General features: G+C 61.1%; 13 protein-coding genes and 1 pseudogene. 7 read left to right on the top strand and 7 right to left on the bottom strand.

Going from position 1 to position 17,910, the window contains the following annotated elements:
• Window positions 1-55: 55 nt before the first annotated feature.
• The 4 genes from ACZ5Y5_RS13480 to ACZ5Y5_RS13465 all read left to right on the top strand — a co-directional run bounded on the left by ACZ5Y5_RS13480 (window position 56) and on the right by ACZ5Y5_RS13465 (window position 4,204).
• Complete coding sequence (locus ACZ5Y5_RS13480) at window positions 56-451, top strand: hypothetical protein (RefSeq protein ID WP_464809098.1); 396 nt, start codon at window positions 56-58, stop codon at window positions 449-451.
• A 230-nt stretch (window positions 452-681) separates the two neighbouring features.
• A complete protein-coding gene (locus ACZ5Y5_RS13475; protein ID WP_464809097.1) occupies window positions 682-951 on the top strand; it encodes a hypothetical protein in 270 nt (89 codons plus the stop codon).
• A gap of 252 nt (window positions 952-1,203) precedes the next feature.
• Window positions 1,204-3,723, top strand: a complete 2,520-nt coding sequence (locus ACZ5Y5_RS13470) for a TonB-dependent receptor (RefSeq protein WP_464809096.1) — start codon at window positions 1,204-1,206, stop codon at window positions 3,721-3,723.
• A gap of 61 nt (window positions 3,724-3,784) precedes the next feature.
• Window positions 3,785-4,204 carry a response regulator gene (locus tag ACZ5Y5_RS13465; RefSeq protein ID WP_464809095.1) on the top strand — a complete coding sequence of 140 codons (420 nt, stop codon included), beginning with the start codon at window positions 3,785-3,787 and terminating at the stop codon, window positions 4,202-4,204.
• A 196-nt stretch (window positions 4,205-4,400) separates the two neighbouring features.
• Here the strand turns inward: ACZ5Y5_RS13465 and ACZ5Y5_RS13460 are convergent, their stop codons facing one another.
• Window positions 4,401-7,010: an EAL domain-containing protein gene (locus ACZ5Y5_RS13460; protein WP_464809094.1), complete on the bottom strand. Its 2,610-nt coding sequence runs from the start codon at window positions 7,008-7,010 to the stop codon at window positions 4,401-4,403.
• 127 nt (window positions 7,011-7,137) lie between these two features.
• On the bottom strand, window positions 7,138-8,250 hold the full coding sequence (dnaN, locus tag ACZ5Y5_RS13455) for a DNA polymerase III subunit beta (RefSeq protein ID WP_464809093.1): 1,113 nt from the start codon (window positions 8,248-8,250) through the stop codon (window positions 7,138-7,140).
• Between the two features lie 169 nt (window positions 8,251-8,419).
• Here dnaN and ACZ5Y5_RS13450 point away from each other — a divergent pair, with 169 nt between their 5' ends.
• Both ACZ5Y5_RS13450 and rlmN read left to right on the top strand, forming a co-directional pair.
• Entirely contained in the window at window positions 8,420-8,890 is a 471-nt protein-coding gene (locus tag ACZ5Y5_RS13450) for a hypothetical protein (protein WP_464809092.1), read from the top strand.
• Window positions 8,891-8,979: 89 nt separating this feature from the next.
• Window positions 8,980-10,239: a dual-specificity RNA methyltransferase RlmN gene (gene rlmN / locus ACZ5Y5_RS13445; RefSeq protein WP_464809091.1), complete on the top strand. Its 1,260-nt coding sequence runs from the start codon at window positions 8,980-8,982 to the stop codon at window positions 10,237-10,239.
• A 6-nt stretch (window positions 10,240-10,245) separates the two neighbouring features.
• Here the strand turns inward: rlmN and ACZ5Y5_RS13440 are convergent, their stop codons facing one another.
• The 5 genes from ACZ5Y5_RS13440 to ACZ5Y5_RS13420 form a co-directional block, all read right to left on the bottom strand.
• On the bottom strand, window positions 10,246-10,713 hold the full coding sequence (locus tag ACZ5Y5_RS13440; RefSeq protein ID WP_464809090.1) for an MgtC/SapB family protein: 468 nt from the start codon (window positions 10,711-10,713) through the stop codon (window positions 10,246-10,248).
• A gap of 43 nt (window positions 10,714-10,756) precedes the next feature.
• Complete coding sequence (locus ACZ5Y5_RS13435) at window positions 10,757-11,650, bottom strand: NAD(P)H-hydrate dehydratase (protein ID WP_464809089.1); 894 nt, start codon at window positions 11,648-11,650, stop codon at window positions 10,757-10,759.
• Window positions 11,647-12,414, bottom strand: a complete 768-nt coding sequence (locus ACZ5Y5_RS13430) for a histidine phosphatase family protein (RefSeq protein ID WP_464809088.1) — start codon at window positions 12,412-12,414, stop codon at window positions 11,647-11,649. Before ACZ5Y5_RS13430 ends, ACZ5Y5_RS13435 begins: the two co-directional genes overlap by 4 nt.
• Before the next feature lie 542 nt (window positions 12,415-12,956).
• Window positions 12,957-13,904 (bottom strand): GGDEF domain-containing protein, encoded by a 948-nt coding sequence (locus tag ACZ5Y5_RS13425; protein WP_464809087.1) that lies wholly within the window; start codon window positions 13,902-13,904, stop codon window positions 12,957-12,959.
• Window positions 13,905-14,026: 122 nt separating this feature from the next.
• Complete coding sequence (locus ACZ5Y5_RS13420) at window positions 14,027-15,844, bottom strand: putative bifunctional diguanylate cyclase/phosphodiesterase (RefSeq protein WP_464809086.1); 1,818 nt, start codon at window positions 15,842-15,844, stop codon at window positions 14,027-14,029.
• Between the two features lie 222 nt (window positions 15,845-16,066).
• On the opposite strand from ACZ5Y5_RS13420, the pseudogene ACZ5Y5_RS13415 reads away from it, so the two are divergent.
• Window positions 16,067-17,893 (top strand): annotated as a pseudogene (locus ACZ5Y5_RS13415) (response regulator transcription factor); the annotation flags it as partial.
• Window positions 17,894-17,910 lie beyond the last annotated feature (17 nt).

The raw sequence follows: 17,910 nt of genomic DNA, 5'->3' as shown, positions 1-17,910 counted from the left end.
ACTGGCGGAATTGGGCACTCCGCCGCAGCACAGGGGCAAGTAAGGACGATCACTGATGCGTTTCCCTGTTCATTCCTCCCTTGTGGCCGCGGCGCTTCTGCCGCTTGCTCTGGCAGCGCCAGCCAAGGCTGAACCGCCGCAGCGTGTGTTCAACCTGATCGTCTATGGCGATGACCCCTGCCCCAAGGGACAGGGTGACGAAATCATCGTTTGCGCGCGCAAGCCTGAATCCGAACGCTATCGCATCCCCAAGAAGCTGCGCGAAAAACCCGCGCCTTCGGGTGGCCCAGGCTGGGGGAGCCAGGTCGCCACGATGGAGCAGGTGCAGCGGCAGAATTTGCCAGGCAGCTGTTCGGCGATCGGGAGCAACGGTTTTACCGGCTGCACCGCCAAGATGCTGGAGCAATGGTTCGCCGAGCGGCGGATGCAGGAATCCAAGGGCGAACCTTGATCGGCTAATCCGTGTTCGGTCGGCCTAACAGACATTATTTGAACATGCTGCGGCAATCGCGCGTCCATAAAAATCAGACGATGGTAATGAATATGCCATGATGGGTGCCGCCGAAATGCCTGCCTGTCGAGGGAAAAGCTCATGAGAGGTAATTCGGCTTAGGAACATCCAACGATATATGGCGATGCTAAATATGATCTCCCGATTCTGTCGGTGAATGGAGATCAATTATGTCCAACCTTGGAAAATCAATATTCGCATCCATAGCAATCCTGCCTCTACTGGCCGCCACGCCAGCGACCTTTGCTCAGGACAAGCCGAAGGGCGATCATCCCGAACGGCGGTGCCAGCCCGAGCGGCAGAATTGCAATGTAACGAAGACGAACCAGGACACGGGCAGCTTGAATCAGGACACCGGCCCCAGCCCCTATGACAATCCTTGGGGCGATCATCCGGAACGCAAATGCCAGCCTGAACGCGAATATTGCCCGGAAGATTGAAAGGGGCAGAAGCTCGCACACTGAATGAGCGGCATGAGTCCATTCCGAGCCCTTGGCGCACCTGCCGAGCGGCTCGGATGGGCGAGGCGCTGATCTTCCGCCTCCCCGCCGCCCGTTGTCATGGGGGGCCTGCCGAAAGCTCCTCCATCCAATACATTTTGCGACAATTTGGCCTTGGCGTCGGCAAAGTTTTGAGACAACTCGCCCCTATCGATTGAAGAATAAGGTTCTGCTTTTCCAAAGGGGTATTTCGTGCGCCGATCGGCTTCGCTGATGCTGTTTCTGATGATGGGCGCTTCGCCCGCCGCGCTGATGGCGCAGACCGATGTAGCGCAGGACGAGGGCGAGGAGATCATCGTCACCGGCCAGCCGCAGCGCGGTTCGGTGGTCGGCAACGTTAAGCCCGAGCAGCAGCTGTCCGCAGCCGATGTCAGGGCATTGGGCGTCACATCCATATCGGAAATGGTCAGCGAGCTTTCGGCCCAGACCAACGGCACCCCCGTCGTGCTGCTCAACGGCAAGCGCATCTCCAGCTTTTCCGAGATTCAGGACATTCCGTCCGAAGCCGTGGCACGCGTCGATATTCTGCCCGAGCAGGTGGCCCTTTCCTACGGCTATGCGCCCACGCAAAAGGTGGTGAACATCGTTCTTCGCCAGCGCTTCCGCGCCGAACTGGCAGACCTGCGCGCGGGAACGACGACCGATGGCGGGCGGGAAAGTGGCTCTGCCGAAGCGGGCCTGCTGCGTATCCAGGGCGACAATCGCTTCACGCTGAACCTCAAATATAGCAATGCAGCCTCGCTGCTGGAGAGCGAGCGGAATATCGACCGACCGGTGAGCGGCCCGGCCTTCATCGATCTCACCCGTTTTCGCACGCTGAGCCCCGCGACCGAAAGCGTGTCGGCCAATGCCACCTACGCCCGTGCGCTTGGCGGTGTGTCGATGACCGTCAATGGCCGCGTGGAATTGTCGGACAATGATTCGCTGCAGGGGCTGTCGGCCGCCGCCCTGGCGGCGCCGGTGGGAGACGGGCCGCTCTATCGCGATTTCCTGCGAGAGAGTGCGCTTGACCAGCAAATCCGCGGTACGACGGGCCATATCGGCCTGACCTTCAACGGCTTGCTCGGCAAGGGATGGCAATGGTCCTTCACCGGCAATGGCGATGTGTCGGACACACGCACCCGTACCGAAAGATCCACTTCAACCGACCGGGCAAGCGCTCGCTCGCAAGCCATCACCGGGGACCTGCTGCTGTCGGGGCCAGTGTTTGATCTGCCCGCCGGCACGGTGACCAGCTCGGTCCGGGTCGGCGCGTCCGCCAGTGGCTTTGAAGGGCGATCGATCCGCAACGGCGTTGAACTGCCCATTGATTATGACCGGCAGATCGCCAGCGGCCAGGTCAGCCTGGACGTCCCAATCACCAGCAAGGCACGAGGCGTGCTCGGCGCAGTCGGCGACATTGGGGTCAATGTGAACGCGGCAGCGCAGGAGCTTTCCGATTTCGGCACGCTGTCCACGCTCGGCTATGGGCTGCGCTGGCGGCCCATTCCGGCGGTTCAATTGCTTGTTTCTGCCAACCAGGACCGCGCTGCGCCGACGGGTAATCAGATCTCCGATCCAGTAGTGCGCACCGACAATGTTCCCGTGTTCGACTATAAGACCGGCCAGACCGTTTTCGTCACGCGGGTCACAGGCGGCAATGCGCTGCTGAAGGAAAGCGTGCGTGACCAGTTCCGCCTGAGCGCGACGGTAAAGCCGTTCGACAAGCCCAATCTCACGCTGACCGCAACCTATCTCAACAGCCGCACAAGAAATCCGATCGCAGCTTTCCCGGAACCCACCCCGGCGATCGAAAGCGCCTTCGGCGACCGCTTCCTGCGCGACGCCGATCAGCGGCTGACCGAGATAAGGGCTTTTCCCGTCAACTATCTCCGCTCGCAAAGCGAACAGCTGCGCTGGGGTTTCGACCTGTCCTTCCCGCTGAAGTCGCGCATTCAAAAGCTGGTCGAGGCGTGGCGTGCGGCAGGCGCGAAGCCGGAGGACCGGCCCAAGGAATTGCAGGATCTGCGCGGACTGTTCGGCAATCGCGGCGGACGAGGCGGCGGCCGGGGGCAGGACCAGAATCCGGGTCAGGCACAAGGCGGTCAGGATGGCGCGCCTCCAGCGGGGCAGGTCAATGGCGACCGCCCGCGCGGCGAGGGAGGCTTTGGCGGACCGGGCGGCGGTGGCCGGCCCGGCGGCGGCTTCGGTGGACCCGGTGGCTTTGGCGGCGGACGCGGCGGTGGTGGCGGCCGGCTGAGCTTCAGCCTCTATCACACATGGCATTTCACCGAGAGCATCCTGATCGCGCCGGGCCTGCCCGAACTCGACCTGCTGAACGGCGACGCCACGGGATCGTCCGGTGGCCAACCGCGGCACGAGATCGAGGCACGCGTCGGCTATAGCAATAATGGCCTGGGCGCACGGCTTAGCGTCGATTGGGAAAGTGGGACGCATGTCGATGGCGCGCTTGACGGCACGTCGCGGCTCAACTTCGGCAGTTTGGCGACCGCGAACCTGCGCCTCTTCGCCAATCTGGGGCAGATGCCCTCGCTGGTTAAAAACCATCCCTTCCTTCGCGGAACGCGCGTGTCGATAGGCATCGACAATATCTTCAACACCCGCCGCGATGTGACCGTCGCGACCGGCGCGACGCCCTTGCGCTACCAGCCGGGCTATCTCGATCCGCTCGGCCGGACGATCAGCATTTCCTTCCGGAAACTGTTCTTCTGATCCGGCTAAATGTCTCCAATTTCGATCCGTTATGCTTTTTAGAAAAGGGTCGGAGGAATGGATGGCAAAGCGGATACGGATCGTGGTGGTCGATGATTCGCTCACCATTCGCGCGATGATCGAAACGCTGTTGGAGCGGGACTGCCGCTTCGAGGTGGCGGGCATCGCCCGAAATGGCGAGGAAGCGATCGACCTCATCAACCTGGAAAGACCCGATGTGGTGACGCTCGACGTCGCCATGCCGGGCAAGGATGGCATGACCATCCTGGATGAGATCATGGATATCGCCCCCTGCCCCGTCATCATGCTGTCCAGCCTGATGCGCGACGGCGCACCGATCATGGCGGAGGCGCTCGAACGGGGTGCGGCGGCTTGCTTCAACAAGGCGATGATCGCGCGGGATGCAGCACGCTTCATCGCGCTGGTGAAGGATGTCGCGCGCGGCGCGGTGCAGCCAGAGCGAATGGCGATCGCCGCCTGATCCATGTGATACGGTAAGGAAGAAGGGGGCCACGCATTGCGGCCCTTTTTTTGTGCCCGGGCGCGCCGTTCGCTCAGCGCCTGTTCTGTTCAGGTCGAACGCTGTTCCTGCAAAGGCAGGAGCCCAGGCCCCGCGTCCGGACTGGGCTCCTCCCTGCGCAGTAGCGCGTCGAGCTTCCTACCAATCAGGACAAAATCTAGGAGGCGAGCGAACGGGGCATCGCGCAGGCGGCGGCAATGTCGATGCTGCTGGTGAATTCCACACCCATGCGATCCTCCCGGGACCAGCGCGCCACGGCGTTGACGCTCAGGCTCTCATTGAATTCGATAGCCATCAGCGTGCCTTCGGGGACATGCCACAAGCCTTCGACCAGCGCGCCCGTCGAGGAGATATTGCGGATACGGCCAGTGTAAACATGACCTTCATGATGCACGGCTACCGTGCGGAGCATGGTCTTGCGCTCGGGGCGGCTGGATTGAAAGCCCTCTATCAGGGCGATGGTGCCGTGATCGCTGTGCCGCTGCAGCACATCGGCGGCTCCCAAGGGGCGGCCATAGACATAGCCCTGAATGTGGCTGCAGCCGAGTTGACGGATCAGCGCCAGTTCGTCCTGCGTCTCCGCCCCTTCGGCCGTAGTGTCCATACCCAGCGCTTCGGCAAGGCTGACGATCGCCTTGATGATCGCGCTGTTGCGGCTGCCGTTCATCACCGCACCGCGTACGAAGCTCTGGTCGATCTTGATCTTGTCGAACGGCGCTTTCTTCAAATAGCCCAGCGAGGAATAGCCGGTGCCGAAATCGTCGAGCGCCAGCCGCACGCCGATGCCCTTCAACCGGGAGAACATCGAATCCGTCCCGTCATCATCGTTCAGGAACACGCTTTCGGTGATTTCCAGTTCCAGCCGTTCGGGTGCAAGTTGGGAAGCCGCAAGTGCGCTCATGACCGTGGCGGGAAGCCCCGGATTGGCGAACTGGATCGGCGACACGTTGACCGCCACACGAATGTCGTCAGACCATAAAGCCGCCTCCCTACAGGCGGTGCGGAGCACCCAGTCGCCGATCGGGCCGATCAGCCCCGTATCTTCCGCGATGGGCACGAAGACCGCAGGCGAAATGGCGCCGCGTACCGGGTGGTTCCACCGCAGCAGGGCTTCATAGCCGGTGATCCGTTCGGTCCGCGAAGACACGACGGGCTGATAGACGAGATGCAGTCCGTCGGAGGCAAGCGCGTGACGCAAATCCTCCTCCAGCTTCCGGCGGTCTTCCGCATCGGCATGCATTTCCGAAGAATAGAAGCGGTGGACGCCGCGGCCGTCGCCCTTCGCGGCATAGAGCGCGAGGTCTGCGTTGCGGATCAGCGCATCGGCCGTATCGCCGTCATGCGGGCAGGCGGAAATACCGATGGACACGCCGATGACAACCGCGGTGCCTTCGACCGTATAGGGTTGCGATAGTGAATTGATGATCGTCTGCGCCAGCTGGGTCAGAACCGCCCGGTCATGACGGCCGGGAAGCAATATCTTGAATTCGTCGCCTCCCTGTCGTCCGACGAGCCCACGATCGCCCACCACCCGCTCCAACCGTTGGCTCACCTGCCGCAGGAGGGCGTCTCCAGCAGGATGCCCAAGCGTATCGTTGACCGTCTTGAACCGATCGAGGTCCAGCATCAGCAGGGCGCAGTCGCCCGGCCGCCCGGGCGGTCCCGCAACCGCATCCTCCAGTGACCGCAACATCTGCACACGGTTGGCGAGGCCCGTCAGTGAATCGAACTGGGCAAGCCGCTTCGCCTCGGCCTGGCTTCGGCGCATTTCGGTAAGGTCCATGCCGCTGCCACGGAAGCCGTGAAACTGCCCATATTCGTTGAAGATGGGCTGGCCGGAGATGGACCACCAGCGCTCATCACGCGTCGCAGCCGCACGGACATGTATGTCGGAAAAGCCGGTCCGCGCCGACAGGTGAAAACCCAGCGTGCGTTCGCCCGCGCCATGCTGATGATCGCCAGCGCATACGATTTCCGTGATCGGCCGGCCCGCCAGTTCCTCTTCGGGAATATCCAGCGTCTGCGACAACGTGTTGGAGATATAGGTGAGACAGCCGTGACGGTCGGTTTCCCAGAACCAGCCCTGACCCGACTGTTCATATTCCTGCAGCAGCCGGTCGGAGCGCTGCGCGCGCAGATCCTGGTGATGCTGGGCCGTTGCGCGTTCCAGGTCGGCCACCGCCTGACGCACTGCTGCCAGCAGCATGACGGCTATACAGCTGAGCAGCAGCCCCACCTGCGCGAAGCCTGCTCCCTGAATGATTGAAACCAGCAGCGTGCCGAGAAAATAGCTGACGCCCAGCAGGCGGCGATCACCAAAAATCGAAACGGCGAGCAGCGCGACTGCAACCTCCGCAGCCAGCGACACCGACAAAGGGCCGGCGAATTCACCGGAGCTTAGGAGGAGGCTGAACGACATGCCCGACAGCAGCACCACTGGCAGCATCAGCCATTTTTGCACATGGGGACGCTGGCTTTGAAACCATTGGCCGCGCGGGCCGAGGATCAACAGCCCGTCCACCAGCAGCATGAAGGCCAGGATAAGCGCCTGGGAAAGGGCGCCGGACTGGAACAGCGGAACGTGCAGCAGCGCGATGGTGGACAGCTTGCCGAGCAGAATTAGCGGCCAAAGCCGGGAGATGTGGTTGAAAGCGCCAGAGATCCAAAAGGCCGACACATCCGTCCCGCCTTCCGTCAAGCCCAGGGCAATGGCGAGATCGCCCGGCCGGGACAATGTATCGTTCAACCTGATGCGCGGCGGGGCCATGCCCGATGCGTAACGCGCAGATATTGAAAGAAACTTACTTGATCCAGGTCAAGCTTTTTGGGCGGGGGCTACAAAATCCTCCGTCATGCTGAACTTGGTTCAGCATGACGGCATGTTTCGGCTCCGCCTAGACCCGCATCGGCATCAGCACGTAGAGCGCAGGGCTGCGGTCATTTTCGCGGATCAGCGTCGGCGCAGCAGCGTCGGCGAGATGCAGTTCCACCGTCTCGCTGTCGATCTGGCCGAGGATGTCGAGCAGATAGCGGGCGTTGAAGCCGATATCGAAGCCTTCGCCCTGGAACGCGCCAGGAACTTCTTCGGCCGCGGTGCCATTTTCCGGGCTGGTGACCGACAGGGTGATCTTGTCCCGATCGAGCGTCATCTTGACCGCGCGGGTCTTTTCTGTGGCGATGGTGGCGACGCGATCGACGCCTTCCTCGAAGCTGCGCGGGTCGATCTTGAGCAGCTTGTCGTTCGCCGTCGGGATGACGCGGCTATAGTCGGGGAAGGTCCCGTCGATCAGCTTGCTCGTCAGGATCGCGCTCCCCAGGCCGAAGCGGATCTTGCTGGCGGACAGGGTGATCTGAACCGATCCTTCGACCTCGTCGAGCAGCTTGCGTAGCTCGCCAATGCACTTACGCGGTATTATGATACCCGGCATGCCGTCCGCGCCATCGGGACGCGGCACCGTAACCCGGGCAAGGCGGTGGCCGTCGGTCGCCGCGGCCTTCAGCACCGGCTGCCCTTCGTCCGACACATGGAAATAGATGCCGTTCAGATAATAACGCGTCTCTTCCGTCGAAATCGCAAAACGCGTTTTATCGATGATTTGCTTCATGGTTTCGGCCGGCAGCTCGAAGCTGGTCGGCAAATCGCCTTCCGCAATCACCGGGAAATCATCACGCGGCAACGTCGAAAGATTGAAGCGCGCCCGCCCCGCCTGGATCAGCATCTTGCCCTCGGCCGCCTGAAGCGAAACCTGGCTGCCTTCGGGCAGCTTGCGGGCGATATCGAACAGGGTGTGAGCGGAAATGGTGGTCGCGCCAGGCTGTTCGACTTGGGCCGAAACGCTTTCCACGATCTGGAGGTCAAGATCGGTCGCCATCAGCTTGATCGCGCCATCGGCTGACGCTTCGATCAGCACGTTGGACAGGATCGGTATGGTATTGCGCCGCTCGACCACCGACTGGACGTGGCTCAGGCTCTTGAGGAGCGTTGCGCGTTCGATGGTGGCCTTCATGTCCCTGTTTGTCCGTTTCTTTTCTGCGCAAAGCCCGAAGACGGTCGAATCCGGGCGACAATGATGGATGATCCTTCATAGCTACTGTGGCGGCGGCGGCAAGCGCCTGCTGATCGTTTCGACAGGCGAAGGGTTGCAAAAAAGGACAGCATGCGCTTTGCCGAGCCGGATGAAACGCGCTTTGGCCCTGTTGCTGCTGATCGCTACGCCTGCGTCCGCGCGGGATTCACTGGGCATGTTCGAGGCATGGGGCGCCTTTCGCGATCCGGCTACTCCACGCTGCTACGCCATTTCAGAACCGGTCAGCCGTGGCGGCGACGGCTTTGCGGCAGTCGGCAGTTGGCCTCGACAACGCGTCCGGGGACAGGTGCATTTCCGCCTGAGCCGCGTTCGGCGAGACGACGCGCCGGTGATACTAAGCGTGGGCGAACGCCGCTTCACGCTGGTGGCCGGGAAGGCAGACGCCTGGGCCGCAGACCCGCGAGCGGACGCCGCCATAATCGCCGCCATGCGATCGGCCAGCAGCATGAGCGTGCAGACGTCAGGAGCGAACGGGCGAGCATTCGCAGACACCTATGCGCTACGGGGAGCGGCGACGGCCATCGACGCGGCAGCATTGGGCTGCGCGCGGCTGCGGTAAAGGAACCGCCTCCCTACGAAGGCAGGAGTACGGTACGCCTTGGAATCCGGACGCTAGATAATTTCCGCAAAATCGGCTATGGGCGCGCCATGCAATCATCCGCTACGCCTCTCATGCCGATTCCCGGCGCTATCGATCCTGTGCCTGTGCCGCGTGCGGTCACGCCGCGTGAAGACGGGCGTGTCGATCTGATGGGCCTGTCCCGCCCGCAGATCAAGGGCGCGCTCGAGGAGGCGGGCCTTGACGGCAAGCAGGCGAAGCTGCGGTCGAAGCAGTTGTTTCATTGGCTCTATCATAGGGGCGAAACCAACTTCGCCGCCATGACCGATCTGGCCAAGCCGATGCGTGGCTGGATGGCGGAGCGTTTCGTCGTCGGACGGCCGCAGGTGGTGGAGGCGCAGGTATCGAGCGACGGCACCCGCAAATGGCTGCTCCGCTCGGACGACGGCCAGGATTATGAGATGGTTTTCATACCGGACGCGGATCGAGGGACGCTTTGCGTGTCAAGCCAGGTCGGTTGCACGCTCAACTGCCGCTTCTGCCATACCGGCACTATGCGGCTTGTTCGCAATCTGACGCCCGGCGAGATCGTCGGGCAGGTCATGCTCGCCCGAGATGCGCTGGGCGAATGGCCCAAGGGCAGCATGGCGTCAGCCAATGACGATGAAACCGACGACACTCCGCAATATACGACCGATGGCCGGATGCTCACCAACATCGTGATGATGGGCATGGGCGAGCCGCTCTATAATTTCGACCATGTACGTGACGCGCTGAAGGTCGTGATGGACGGCGATGGCCTTGCCCTGTCTAAGCGGCGCATCACTCTGTCCACGTCCGGCGTGGTCCCGATGATGGCGCGCGCCGGGCAGGAGATTGGCGTCAACCTCGCCGTATCGCTGCACGCGGTGACCAAGGATGTGCGCGACGAGTTGGTCCCGCTGAACAAGAAATATGGCATCGAAGATCTGCTGCAGGCCTGCGCCGACTATCCCGGCGCTAACAATGCGCGACGCATCACCTTTGAATATGTGATGATCAAGGACAAGAACGACAGCGACGAGGACGCGCACGAACTTGTACGACTGCTCCGGCAGTTCAAGCTGCCCGCCAAGGTCAACCTGATCCCGTTCAATCCTTGGCCCGGCACCGACTATGAATGTTCGACGCCAGAAAGGATCAAACGCTTTTCCGACATCGTCTTCGAAGGCGGCATTTCCGCGCCGGTTCGCACCCCGCGCGGGCGGGACATCATGGCGGCTTGTGGTCAACTCAAATCCGCGAGCGAGAAAAAGAGCCGGGCGGAACTGGACCGACTGGCCGCGGAAAAGCAGGCTGCGCTGGGTTAAGCAAACTCAGCGCGGAGAACCGGGCTTACTGATCTTCTCTTCTTCACCGCGTTCATTTTCTTCCGGCTTCAGCGGTGCCATGACCCAGAAGGTCAGCAGCGTGAAGGCGGTAAGGACGATCGCCACATCATAGCTTCCAAGACCTGCTGCAAGCCCGATTGCGCCAGTGATCCACAGGCTGGCGGCTGTTGCTGTACCCTTTACCGAATGTTTCTGTTGCAGGATCGCGCCGCCGCCCAGAAAGCCGATGCCTGCAATTACCCCCTCGAGCACGCGGGCTAGCGCCGACGCGTCTTGTCCCACTGTGGACTCAACAGCCTGAACAAAGCCGCAACTTGCCACCGCTACAAGCGGAAAGGTGCGTAGGCCCGCACTACGCTCCGCCTGCTCGCGGTTCCAGCCGATGGGGAGTGCCAGACAATAGGCAATGACGATCGGGACCAAGTGCGGAAGGATAGAAAAACTGTCGCTCATGACCATGAAACGCGCAAAGATGAATTCGGATGCGGAACGACTGCTATCGGCGGCCGGGCTCCTCCAGCAGCCTGGGGATTAGCGGCAGAAGCTCGCGGGCAAGAAAGCCGATCGGTCCCATCGTGCGGGCGAGTTCGCGGCCCGCCCGGCCGTGCAGCCAGCTTCCCCATGCCGCTGCCCTTAAAGGTTCGGCTCCACGCGCGGCGAGGCCACCGATGATCCCTGCCAACACATCGCCGGAGCCGCCGGTTGCAAGACCGACGCAACCACCCTCATGCAGAAGGCAGGCGCCGTCTGGCCCTGCGATCACGCTGCGATCCCCCTTTAGAACAACGATGGCCTGGAAATCACCTGCCACGCGGCGCGCGATCGCAGCTGGATTGGCGGCAATGGACTGTGCGCTTTGGCCAGTCAGAATCGCCATTTCCCCATGATGAGGCGTCAGGATGATGTGACCTTCATGTCGTGCGATCAGCGATTGGAGTTCGCGAGCGGATGTCAGGGCCGCGGCATCAAGAATGGTGGTGACATGCGCCTTGGTCCCGGCGAGGACCGCAGCGACCAGATCATCGGTTTGCGCGCTCACATTCATGCCGGGCCCCAGGACAAGCGCATCACAGCGCGCAAGCTGTGGCGCCAATCGATCGGCAGCCCCAGCGGCGATTTCGCCATCCTCCTGCGCGGGCAGCGCAATCATTGCCGCTTCTGGCACTAGCACGCCAAGGGACATGGCCGCAGACCTGACGGTCGCCATCTGCAGCTTGCCGGCCCCTGCTCGCAGCGCAGCCTCTCCTGTCAGGCGCAGCGCGCCGGGGACGAATTCCGCGCCGCCAACCACCAGCACGCGGCCGCGGCTGTTCTTGTCCGAATCGCTTTCCAATATCGGGAGCGGATGGGCGCGCAACCATTCGGCGTCGAGCGGATCGGCGGGGGTCATCCGCGGGCCCCTGCGATCGCGTCGGGTTCGCGGGTGACAGGCGTCGCTTCTTCTTCCATTGGCGCCGTGACATTATAGCGCCGTAGCACAAGCCCTCCGCTACGGCCGTGCAATGGATCATAGACATAGTCGGTAATCGCGCAGTTGGCGACGTCGCCAGCCCGGTCGATCGCCAATATCTCCGCCTCATTCAGCCCCTCTATGATGTAGCGCATGCACAGCACTACGACCTGATGGGTGAAGATCATCACCCGGCGACCAGCATAGTGCAGAGATATGGTGTCCATGACCGACCGGAGCCGCAGGATGACATCGCACCAACTCTCTCCGCCCGGCGGGCGATGGTAGAATTTGCCGAGCATGCGGCGAAATTCGAACTGTTCGGCTTCCAGATTGCGAATGCCGGACGTGGTGAGGCCATCTAATATACCAAACTCCTTCTCGCGCAGCCGTTCGTCGAAACAGATCGGTTCGTCAGCGCGCGTGCCTCCGGCCTCGCGGAAGACCTGAGCCGTCTGGAAAGCGCGAAGATAGGGCGAGGAGAGCAGGATTTCAGGGCGATTATCCTCCGCAGCGCTTGCAAACCAGTGGCCGAGAGCCCGCGCCTGTTCGCGTCCAAGGGTGCTCAAGGGCACATCAGCGTCGCGTACCGACAGAGCAATCCTGTCCGCCTGCGCCTCCGTCGCGGCATCACGTGCGACGTTCCCGGCGCTTTGTCCATGACGGACGATGATGAGCTGGCTTGGCCAATGGAGGGACGCCACGCGATCTTATGCCTTTCATACCGAACCGCCGAGGCATGAAGAACGGTCGCGATGCTGCTTTGATCCCAGCGGCCAACACCTCGCACTGCGAAGATGGCCGATATAATAGTGACCCGCCGGAACGAGCCCGTTGCGATAAAGCTTTAAGATATCAGCGCCTTCGTTGCCGCCAATCGGCTCTTGGTAATGTTTCGCACCACCTCTAGGGAAGCTTCCGTCCCTGCTCTAGGATCACGAGAAATTTTTAGGAACCTCGGCTGGCTTTGGCCTAAGGAACTTTAGTACCGAGGCTGCGCGCGATCCAGCTGATGCTGCGTGCGTTGAGCGTCATCGGTGGTTTCTGGCGGCCCATCGGTAGCGCGCCAACTTCGGCGGTTCAGTCTTTCGATGCGCGAAGCTGGAACCTGCCATCTGTTCAGCCAGCCGCAGCCGATGACGCGAAAGGCGAATGTGGGGAGGTGGACCACCCCGCTTGGCCACATCGATCGCGAGTGGCAAAAATGCGGAAGAATACCCTCTCCCGCCGATCGGCGAACCACGTGCTAGCCTTTGACGCGGTTGCCTCCTGCTTCTGACGCAGATACGAGATTGGCGCGCGCCAGTTCCAAAACGTCTGTCGTGATCTCGCGATGGCCGACTACGATGCCGGCCGACGCCGTCACCACACCTATCCATTCTCCGGTACCGCGTAGTCTCAACCGCCGTTGTGACATAGCCAGCAAGGCCTCCTCAGCCATCACACGCGCATGCATGAGCGGGGTTTCTCTCAAAACGACTATGAACTGATTGCCCGCCCAACGGATCAACTCTTGCTCTTGGAAGAAATCTCGTAGTGTAGATGCGAGTGCGCTAAGTATATTGTCGCCAACGGACCGGTCATGCTTTGCGTTAAGATCCGCCAAATTATCTAGCCCGAACATAATGATTATGTAGCTTCGACCATCACTGGTCAGCTTTCGCAATAGGTCGTGCGCTCCATCTCTGTTGAGCGCTTGGGTCAAGGTGTCCCGACCTTCGTCCCACCCACCATCTGCCTTGTTATCGATTCGCTCCTGGAGCTTTGCAACATTGCTTCGCAACTCGGCGAGTTCGCGTTCGGCATCAGCTAGACGGCTCAAAAATTCACTGGTTGCCGCTGGCCATCCGGCAGCTTCGCTGACTGTGTTTGCTACATCACGCTCTACGCCGCTGGTCACCTGCTGGACCTCTGACGTCAGGTCTCCCAGCTGCCTCGTTTGCTGCGCCACTTCTTTCTCTCGCTTGTCGAGCGCCGCCCTGTTTTTTCCGAGGAAGTCCTGAACAATTGTATCAGCTTCACTGCCAGCCAAGCGGATACCGCCATCCGTCCGTGTCTCGATGTCTTTGACTAAATCCGGGATTGCTCCCGTAATATATGCCAATGCCATTTCATAATATACGACCGTTGGTTCGATTTGATGATGCTCAAGAAAGGCAAGAGATTTGCGCGCCTGTTCAAACGTTATTGTCATTGTATCGACCAAAATTATAACTATGAACCATAATCATTACGAAACATATGCACTGTCTGAGACAATGTTTCGAATTTCTGACTGCTTGTAGTTAGAGTCCTTAGCGTGGTGAGCATCTCACTCTAAACCTCACACCCTCCAAACGCCTCTAACTGCGGCGGTCGGTTTGCACAGAGAAGCTGCGGCACCTCATCGGCTTGCGACGGACGGCCGAAATAATAGCCTTGGCCGTAGCCGCAGCCCACCTCTTGAAGGTAGCGAGCCTGTTCAGAGCATTCGATGCCTTCCGCCACTACATCGATCCCCAAATTCGCCGCCAGATCGGCAATCGCGTGGACGATCGCGGCAGTCTGCGGATCGGTGTTGACCCTCGCGACGAAAGAGCGATCGATCTTGACCACTTTCACCGGGAAATCGCGCAGGTGCGACAGTGACGAATATCCCGTGCCGAAATCATCCAGGGCTATACGCACCCCAGCCTCGTTCAGCACTTTCAGGGCACGGCTAACGTACTCCGCACCGCGATCGAGGAGCACATGCTCCGTAACCTCGATCTCGATCAGCTCGGGCGACAGGTCCTGTTCCTTCAGCCGACCGATTAGCCGCTCGGCATAGTCGTCGCGCAGAAACTCGGCTGGCGCGGCGTTGATGGAGACACGGCCAATGCCCAGCGAGCGCGCGTTCCACGACGCGATGTCACGCAACACTTCGTTCTGCATCAGCTCGCCAATGGCAGAGGCCAGCTCATAGTCCTTGAACGCCTCTGCCAGCGTATCGGGTAGCTGAAGGCCGCGTGTGGGGTGGCGCCAACGCATGAGCGCCTCAAAGCCGACGGTTCTGCCCGTCTTCATCTCAATTTTGGGTTGATAGACAGGTACGAGCGACCGAGTTGAAATCGCCCTCCGGGCCAAGCTCAATTGTGTAGCCGCCATCTGCAGCTGCTCACGCATATTGCCGTGAAACATTTTGGTGCCACCGCGCCCCGACGCCTTGAGCGCGTAGAGAGCGGTGTCGGCATGTTTGAGCAGGTCATTGGCGCAACTGGCGTCACGGGGAAACATGGCGCCGCCGATGCTGGCTCCGCTTCCTATCACACGGCCCTCGAAGACGATCGGTTCCTGCAGCCGAGAAAGGATAGTTTGACCCGCCGCCAGCATCTCCGCTTCTCCTTCGATGCCCGGCAGGATGACGGCGAATTCATCGCCCCCAAGACGAGCGACGTAATCTTGGATCCGCAGCGTTTCCTTCAGCCGCCTCCCGAACGTCTTCAGCAGGAGGTCGCCGGCGCCGTGCCCCAAGGTGTCGTTCACATGCTTGAAGTGATCGAGGTCGATCAGCAACAGTCCAATTCGTGCGTTCACATCCATGGCTCGGATCGTCATCGCCCGGAGATGAGCTTCAAAGGCTCGGCGATTAGGCAGCTTGGTGAGATCATCGTGCTCACTAGCCCAACGTAGCTCGTCCGCCGCAACCCGCGCCGCAGTCACGTCGCGCGAGATTGCCAGGAGCCGCAAGACGGTGCCATCTTCGGCGTGCATTGGACTGACCACGACATCCCACCAGCGCGGCGAGCCGAGCGCGGTTGCACAAAAGCCCGTGAACCGCGCCGTCAATCCGCTGCGGGCCCGAACGACAGCGGCGCGAACTTGGGACTGCATGGCTTCAGGCCAAACGAGGCTCCACTCGCGTCCGACGATCTGGTCGGCCGAGACCAGCTCCATCGCGCAGAGACCGGGAGCGTTCATCAACTGAATCGTCCCGTCACACGAAAGTATTTTGATGCAATCGGCGCTCGATTCAAGGATGCTGCGGCTCAGAGCCTCACTGTCGTGGAGCGCCGCCTTCAGCGATCGCGCCCTTGTTCGGCGCGGGCCGCGGTCAGCCCGGCTCACCTTTGTGATCGAGCCCATAAATTGTGAATCGGCGGTCAAGTATCCCATGCCAAGCCCCTCCGCTAGCTCGGACCGGTCTACACACCTAGCCCGGGCCAAAGGCCTTCACCAAGGCATTGTAGAAACCCGACTGTAGTCGCCCTGTAGGCAGCTAGAATTGAAAAATTGAGGAGGATTAACTATGTCCATCCTGGGATCACCGAGTGCTCGTAACGCTTGCTTGACCGCGTTGACACCGAATCCAGCTAGCACTCCAACAGTCAGCCGCTGATGCGCGGCGCGTCGCATTTACCGAGATCCGCCATTCCATTCGTGATTCACATTGTCGAGGACAACGCCAAAGTTCGAGCCGCTTTAAGCTATCTGCTTGCCGGCCGAGGGTACAAGACGGAGATCTACGTTAGCGCGGAGGAGCTACTGGCGCAGCGGCGACTGCGCGACGGGTGCGTGTTGTTCAACTGGGAAATGCACGGTCGCGGCGCACCCGACCTTCTAGCCAAGCTAGAAGCTCGGGGCTGCTCCACCCCAGTTATCATGATCGGTGAAAACACTTCTGTCTCTGCCGCGGTTGAATCGTTGCGGCGTGGAGCGTTTGATTTCCTTCAGAAGCCATATGAGGAATTCGAGCTTATTGCCGCCATCGAGCGCGCACTGGACCGATCGCGCGACTCCGCGGATCAGCGCCGGCGCAAATCCTCGGCGCGTACGCGGATCGGGCGCTTGTCTCCCCGTAAGCGTCAAGTCCTCCAGGGCCTGCTCGCCGGGATGAGCAACAAAGTGATCGCGCAGCGTCTTGCTCTCAGTCCCCGAACGGTCGAACTCTACCGGGCCACCACAATGGAAGAGCTAGATGTCGGCAGTCTCGCCGAGGCCTTGCGCATGGCAATCGATGCCGAGTTGACTCCACTGAGCGAAGCCCATGCCTCGGATCCGCCACTGGACGAACAAGACGACACCTCCGCAATTAGCAGCGAGCAGACGGCGCCCGCGGCCGGCAACGGCGCGATCCCCCCACTTCCCCACCCAACTGACATCCTTGAGGGCACGACCGACTGCGTGTTCCTGGTCGATCACGAATGGCGCTTTACCTATATCAACGCCAACGCCCGCCAATTGATAGCCTGTGGTCAGGATCTTATTGGCGTTGAGCTATGGGAGCGGTTTCCGCTCGCCGCCAGCACCCGTGCCTGGGACGAGCTGCACAGGGCTGCGGCGGACCGCCGGCCGACGCGCTTCGAGTTCTACGAGCCCGACCTACGTTCCTGGCTCGACGCAAGCGTACGACCATATTCTGCGGGCTTGCAAATCTGCTTCCGCAACATCAGCCACGAAAGATATTCAAGCGCGCAGTTGCGATTAAGCGAGGAGAACCTACTCCAAGCACTAGAAGCGGCAGGCGACGGAGCGTGGGACTGGGATATGCAGACCGGCGAAGTGGCGATGTCGCCGGCCTTTCTAGCACGGCTCGGCTATGGCCCTGGTGCATTCTCCCCGACTTTCGATAATTTTGTCCATCTCGTCCATCCCGAGGACCTGCCGACGCTTACCCGGAGTCTGAATGACCATCTTGAGGGCTGTTCCGAAAGCTTTCGGTGTGAGTACCGCCTGCGCCGATCAGATGGTGGCTGGCTGTGGAACCTCGACCGCGGCCGCATCGTGGCTCGTCATCCGGTCACCGCGCTGCCGCTTCGCATGGTTGGCAGCGCGAGCGACATCACCCACATCAAAGCAGCTCAGCAGACCGCTGAGGAGGCATTGAAACGGCTGGAACTGGCTCAGGGAAACGCAGGGGTGGGCCTGTGGGACCTCGATCTGGCCTCTGGAGTAGTACGCTTTTGCGAACGCAGCCGGGCCATGCACGGGCTGAGCGCGGAAGGCCCGCTCGAACTTACCGGAGAGGTCTGGTCAAGCACTGTTCATGACGACGACCGCGAGCAAGTGGTGGCAAAGCTAAAGGAATACATCGCTTCGGGTGAGACCTATCGCATCTGCTACCGCACGGTCAGCGCCGACCACACTGTCCGCTGGGTGCTAGGGATGGGCAGGGCTGTGTCCGGCCACAATGGCAATCCTGAGCGATTCGTGGGGCTCAACGTCGAGATCACCGCCCTGAC

The sequence above is a fragment of the Sphingobium sp. TomTYG65 genome, assembly GCF_055395525.1.
The sequence above is the reverse complement of the archived record's forward strand: the minus strand, read 5'-3'. Positions and strand labels throughout refer to the sequence as shown.

Bases quoted from the DNA above. Each gene is read 5' to 3' on its own strand.
- ACZ5Y5_RS13450 (WP_464809092.1), top strand. From the start codon at position 8,420: ATGAAACGCGCTTTGGCCCTGTTGCTGCTGATCGCTACGCCTGCGTCC.
- rlmN (WP_464809091.1), top strand. From the start codon at position 8,980: ATGCAATCATCCGCTACGCCTCTCATGCCGATTCCCGGCGCTATCGAT.
- ACZ5Y5_RS13420 (WP_464809086.1), bottom strand. From the start codon at position 15,844: ATGGGATACTTGACCGCCGATTCACAATTTATGGGCTCGATCACAAAG.
- dnaN (WP_464809093.1), bottom strand. From the start codon at position 8,250: ATGAAGGCCACCATCGAACGCGCAACGCTCCTCAAGAGCCTGAGCCAC.
- ACZ5Y5_RS13475 (WP_464809097.1), top strand. From the start codon at position 682: ATGTCCAACCTTGGAAAATCAATATTCGCATCCATAGCAATCCTGCCT.
- ACZ5Y5_RS13460 (WP_464809094.1), bottom strand. From the start codon at position 7,010: ATGGCCCCGCCGCGCATCAGGTTGAACGATACATTGTCCCGGCCGGGC.
- ACZ5Y5_RS13440 (WP_464809090.1), bottom strand. From the start codon at position 10,713: ATGAGCGACAGTTTTTCTATCCTTCCGCACTTGGTCCCGATCGTCATT.
- ACZ5Y5_RS13435 (WP_464809089.1), bottom strand. From the start codon at position 11,650: ATGACCCCCGCCGATCCGCTCGACGCCGAATGGTTGCGCGCCCATCCG.
- ACZ5Y5_RS13465 (WP_464809095.1), top strand. From the start codon at position 3,785: ATGGCAAAGCGGATACGGATCGTGGTGGTCGATGATTCGCTCACCATT.
- ACZ5Y5_RS13425 (WP_464809087.1), bottom strand. From the start codon at position 13,904: ATGACAATAACGTTTGAACAGGCGCGCAAATCTCTTGCCTTTCTTGAG.
- ACZ5Y5_RS13480 (WP_464809098.1), top strand. From the start codon at position 56: ATGCGTTTCCCTGTTCATTCCTCCCTTGTGGCCGCGGCGCTTCTGCCG.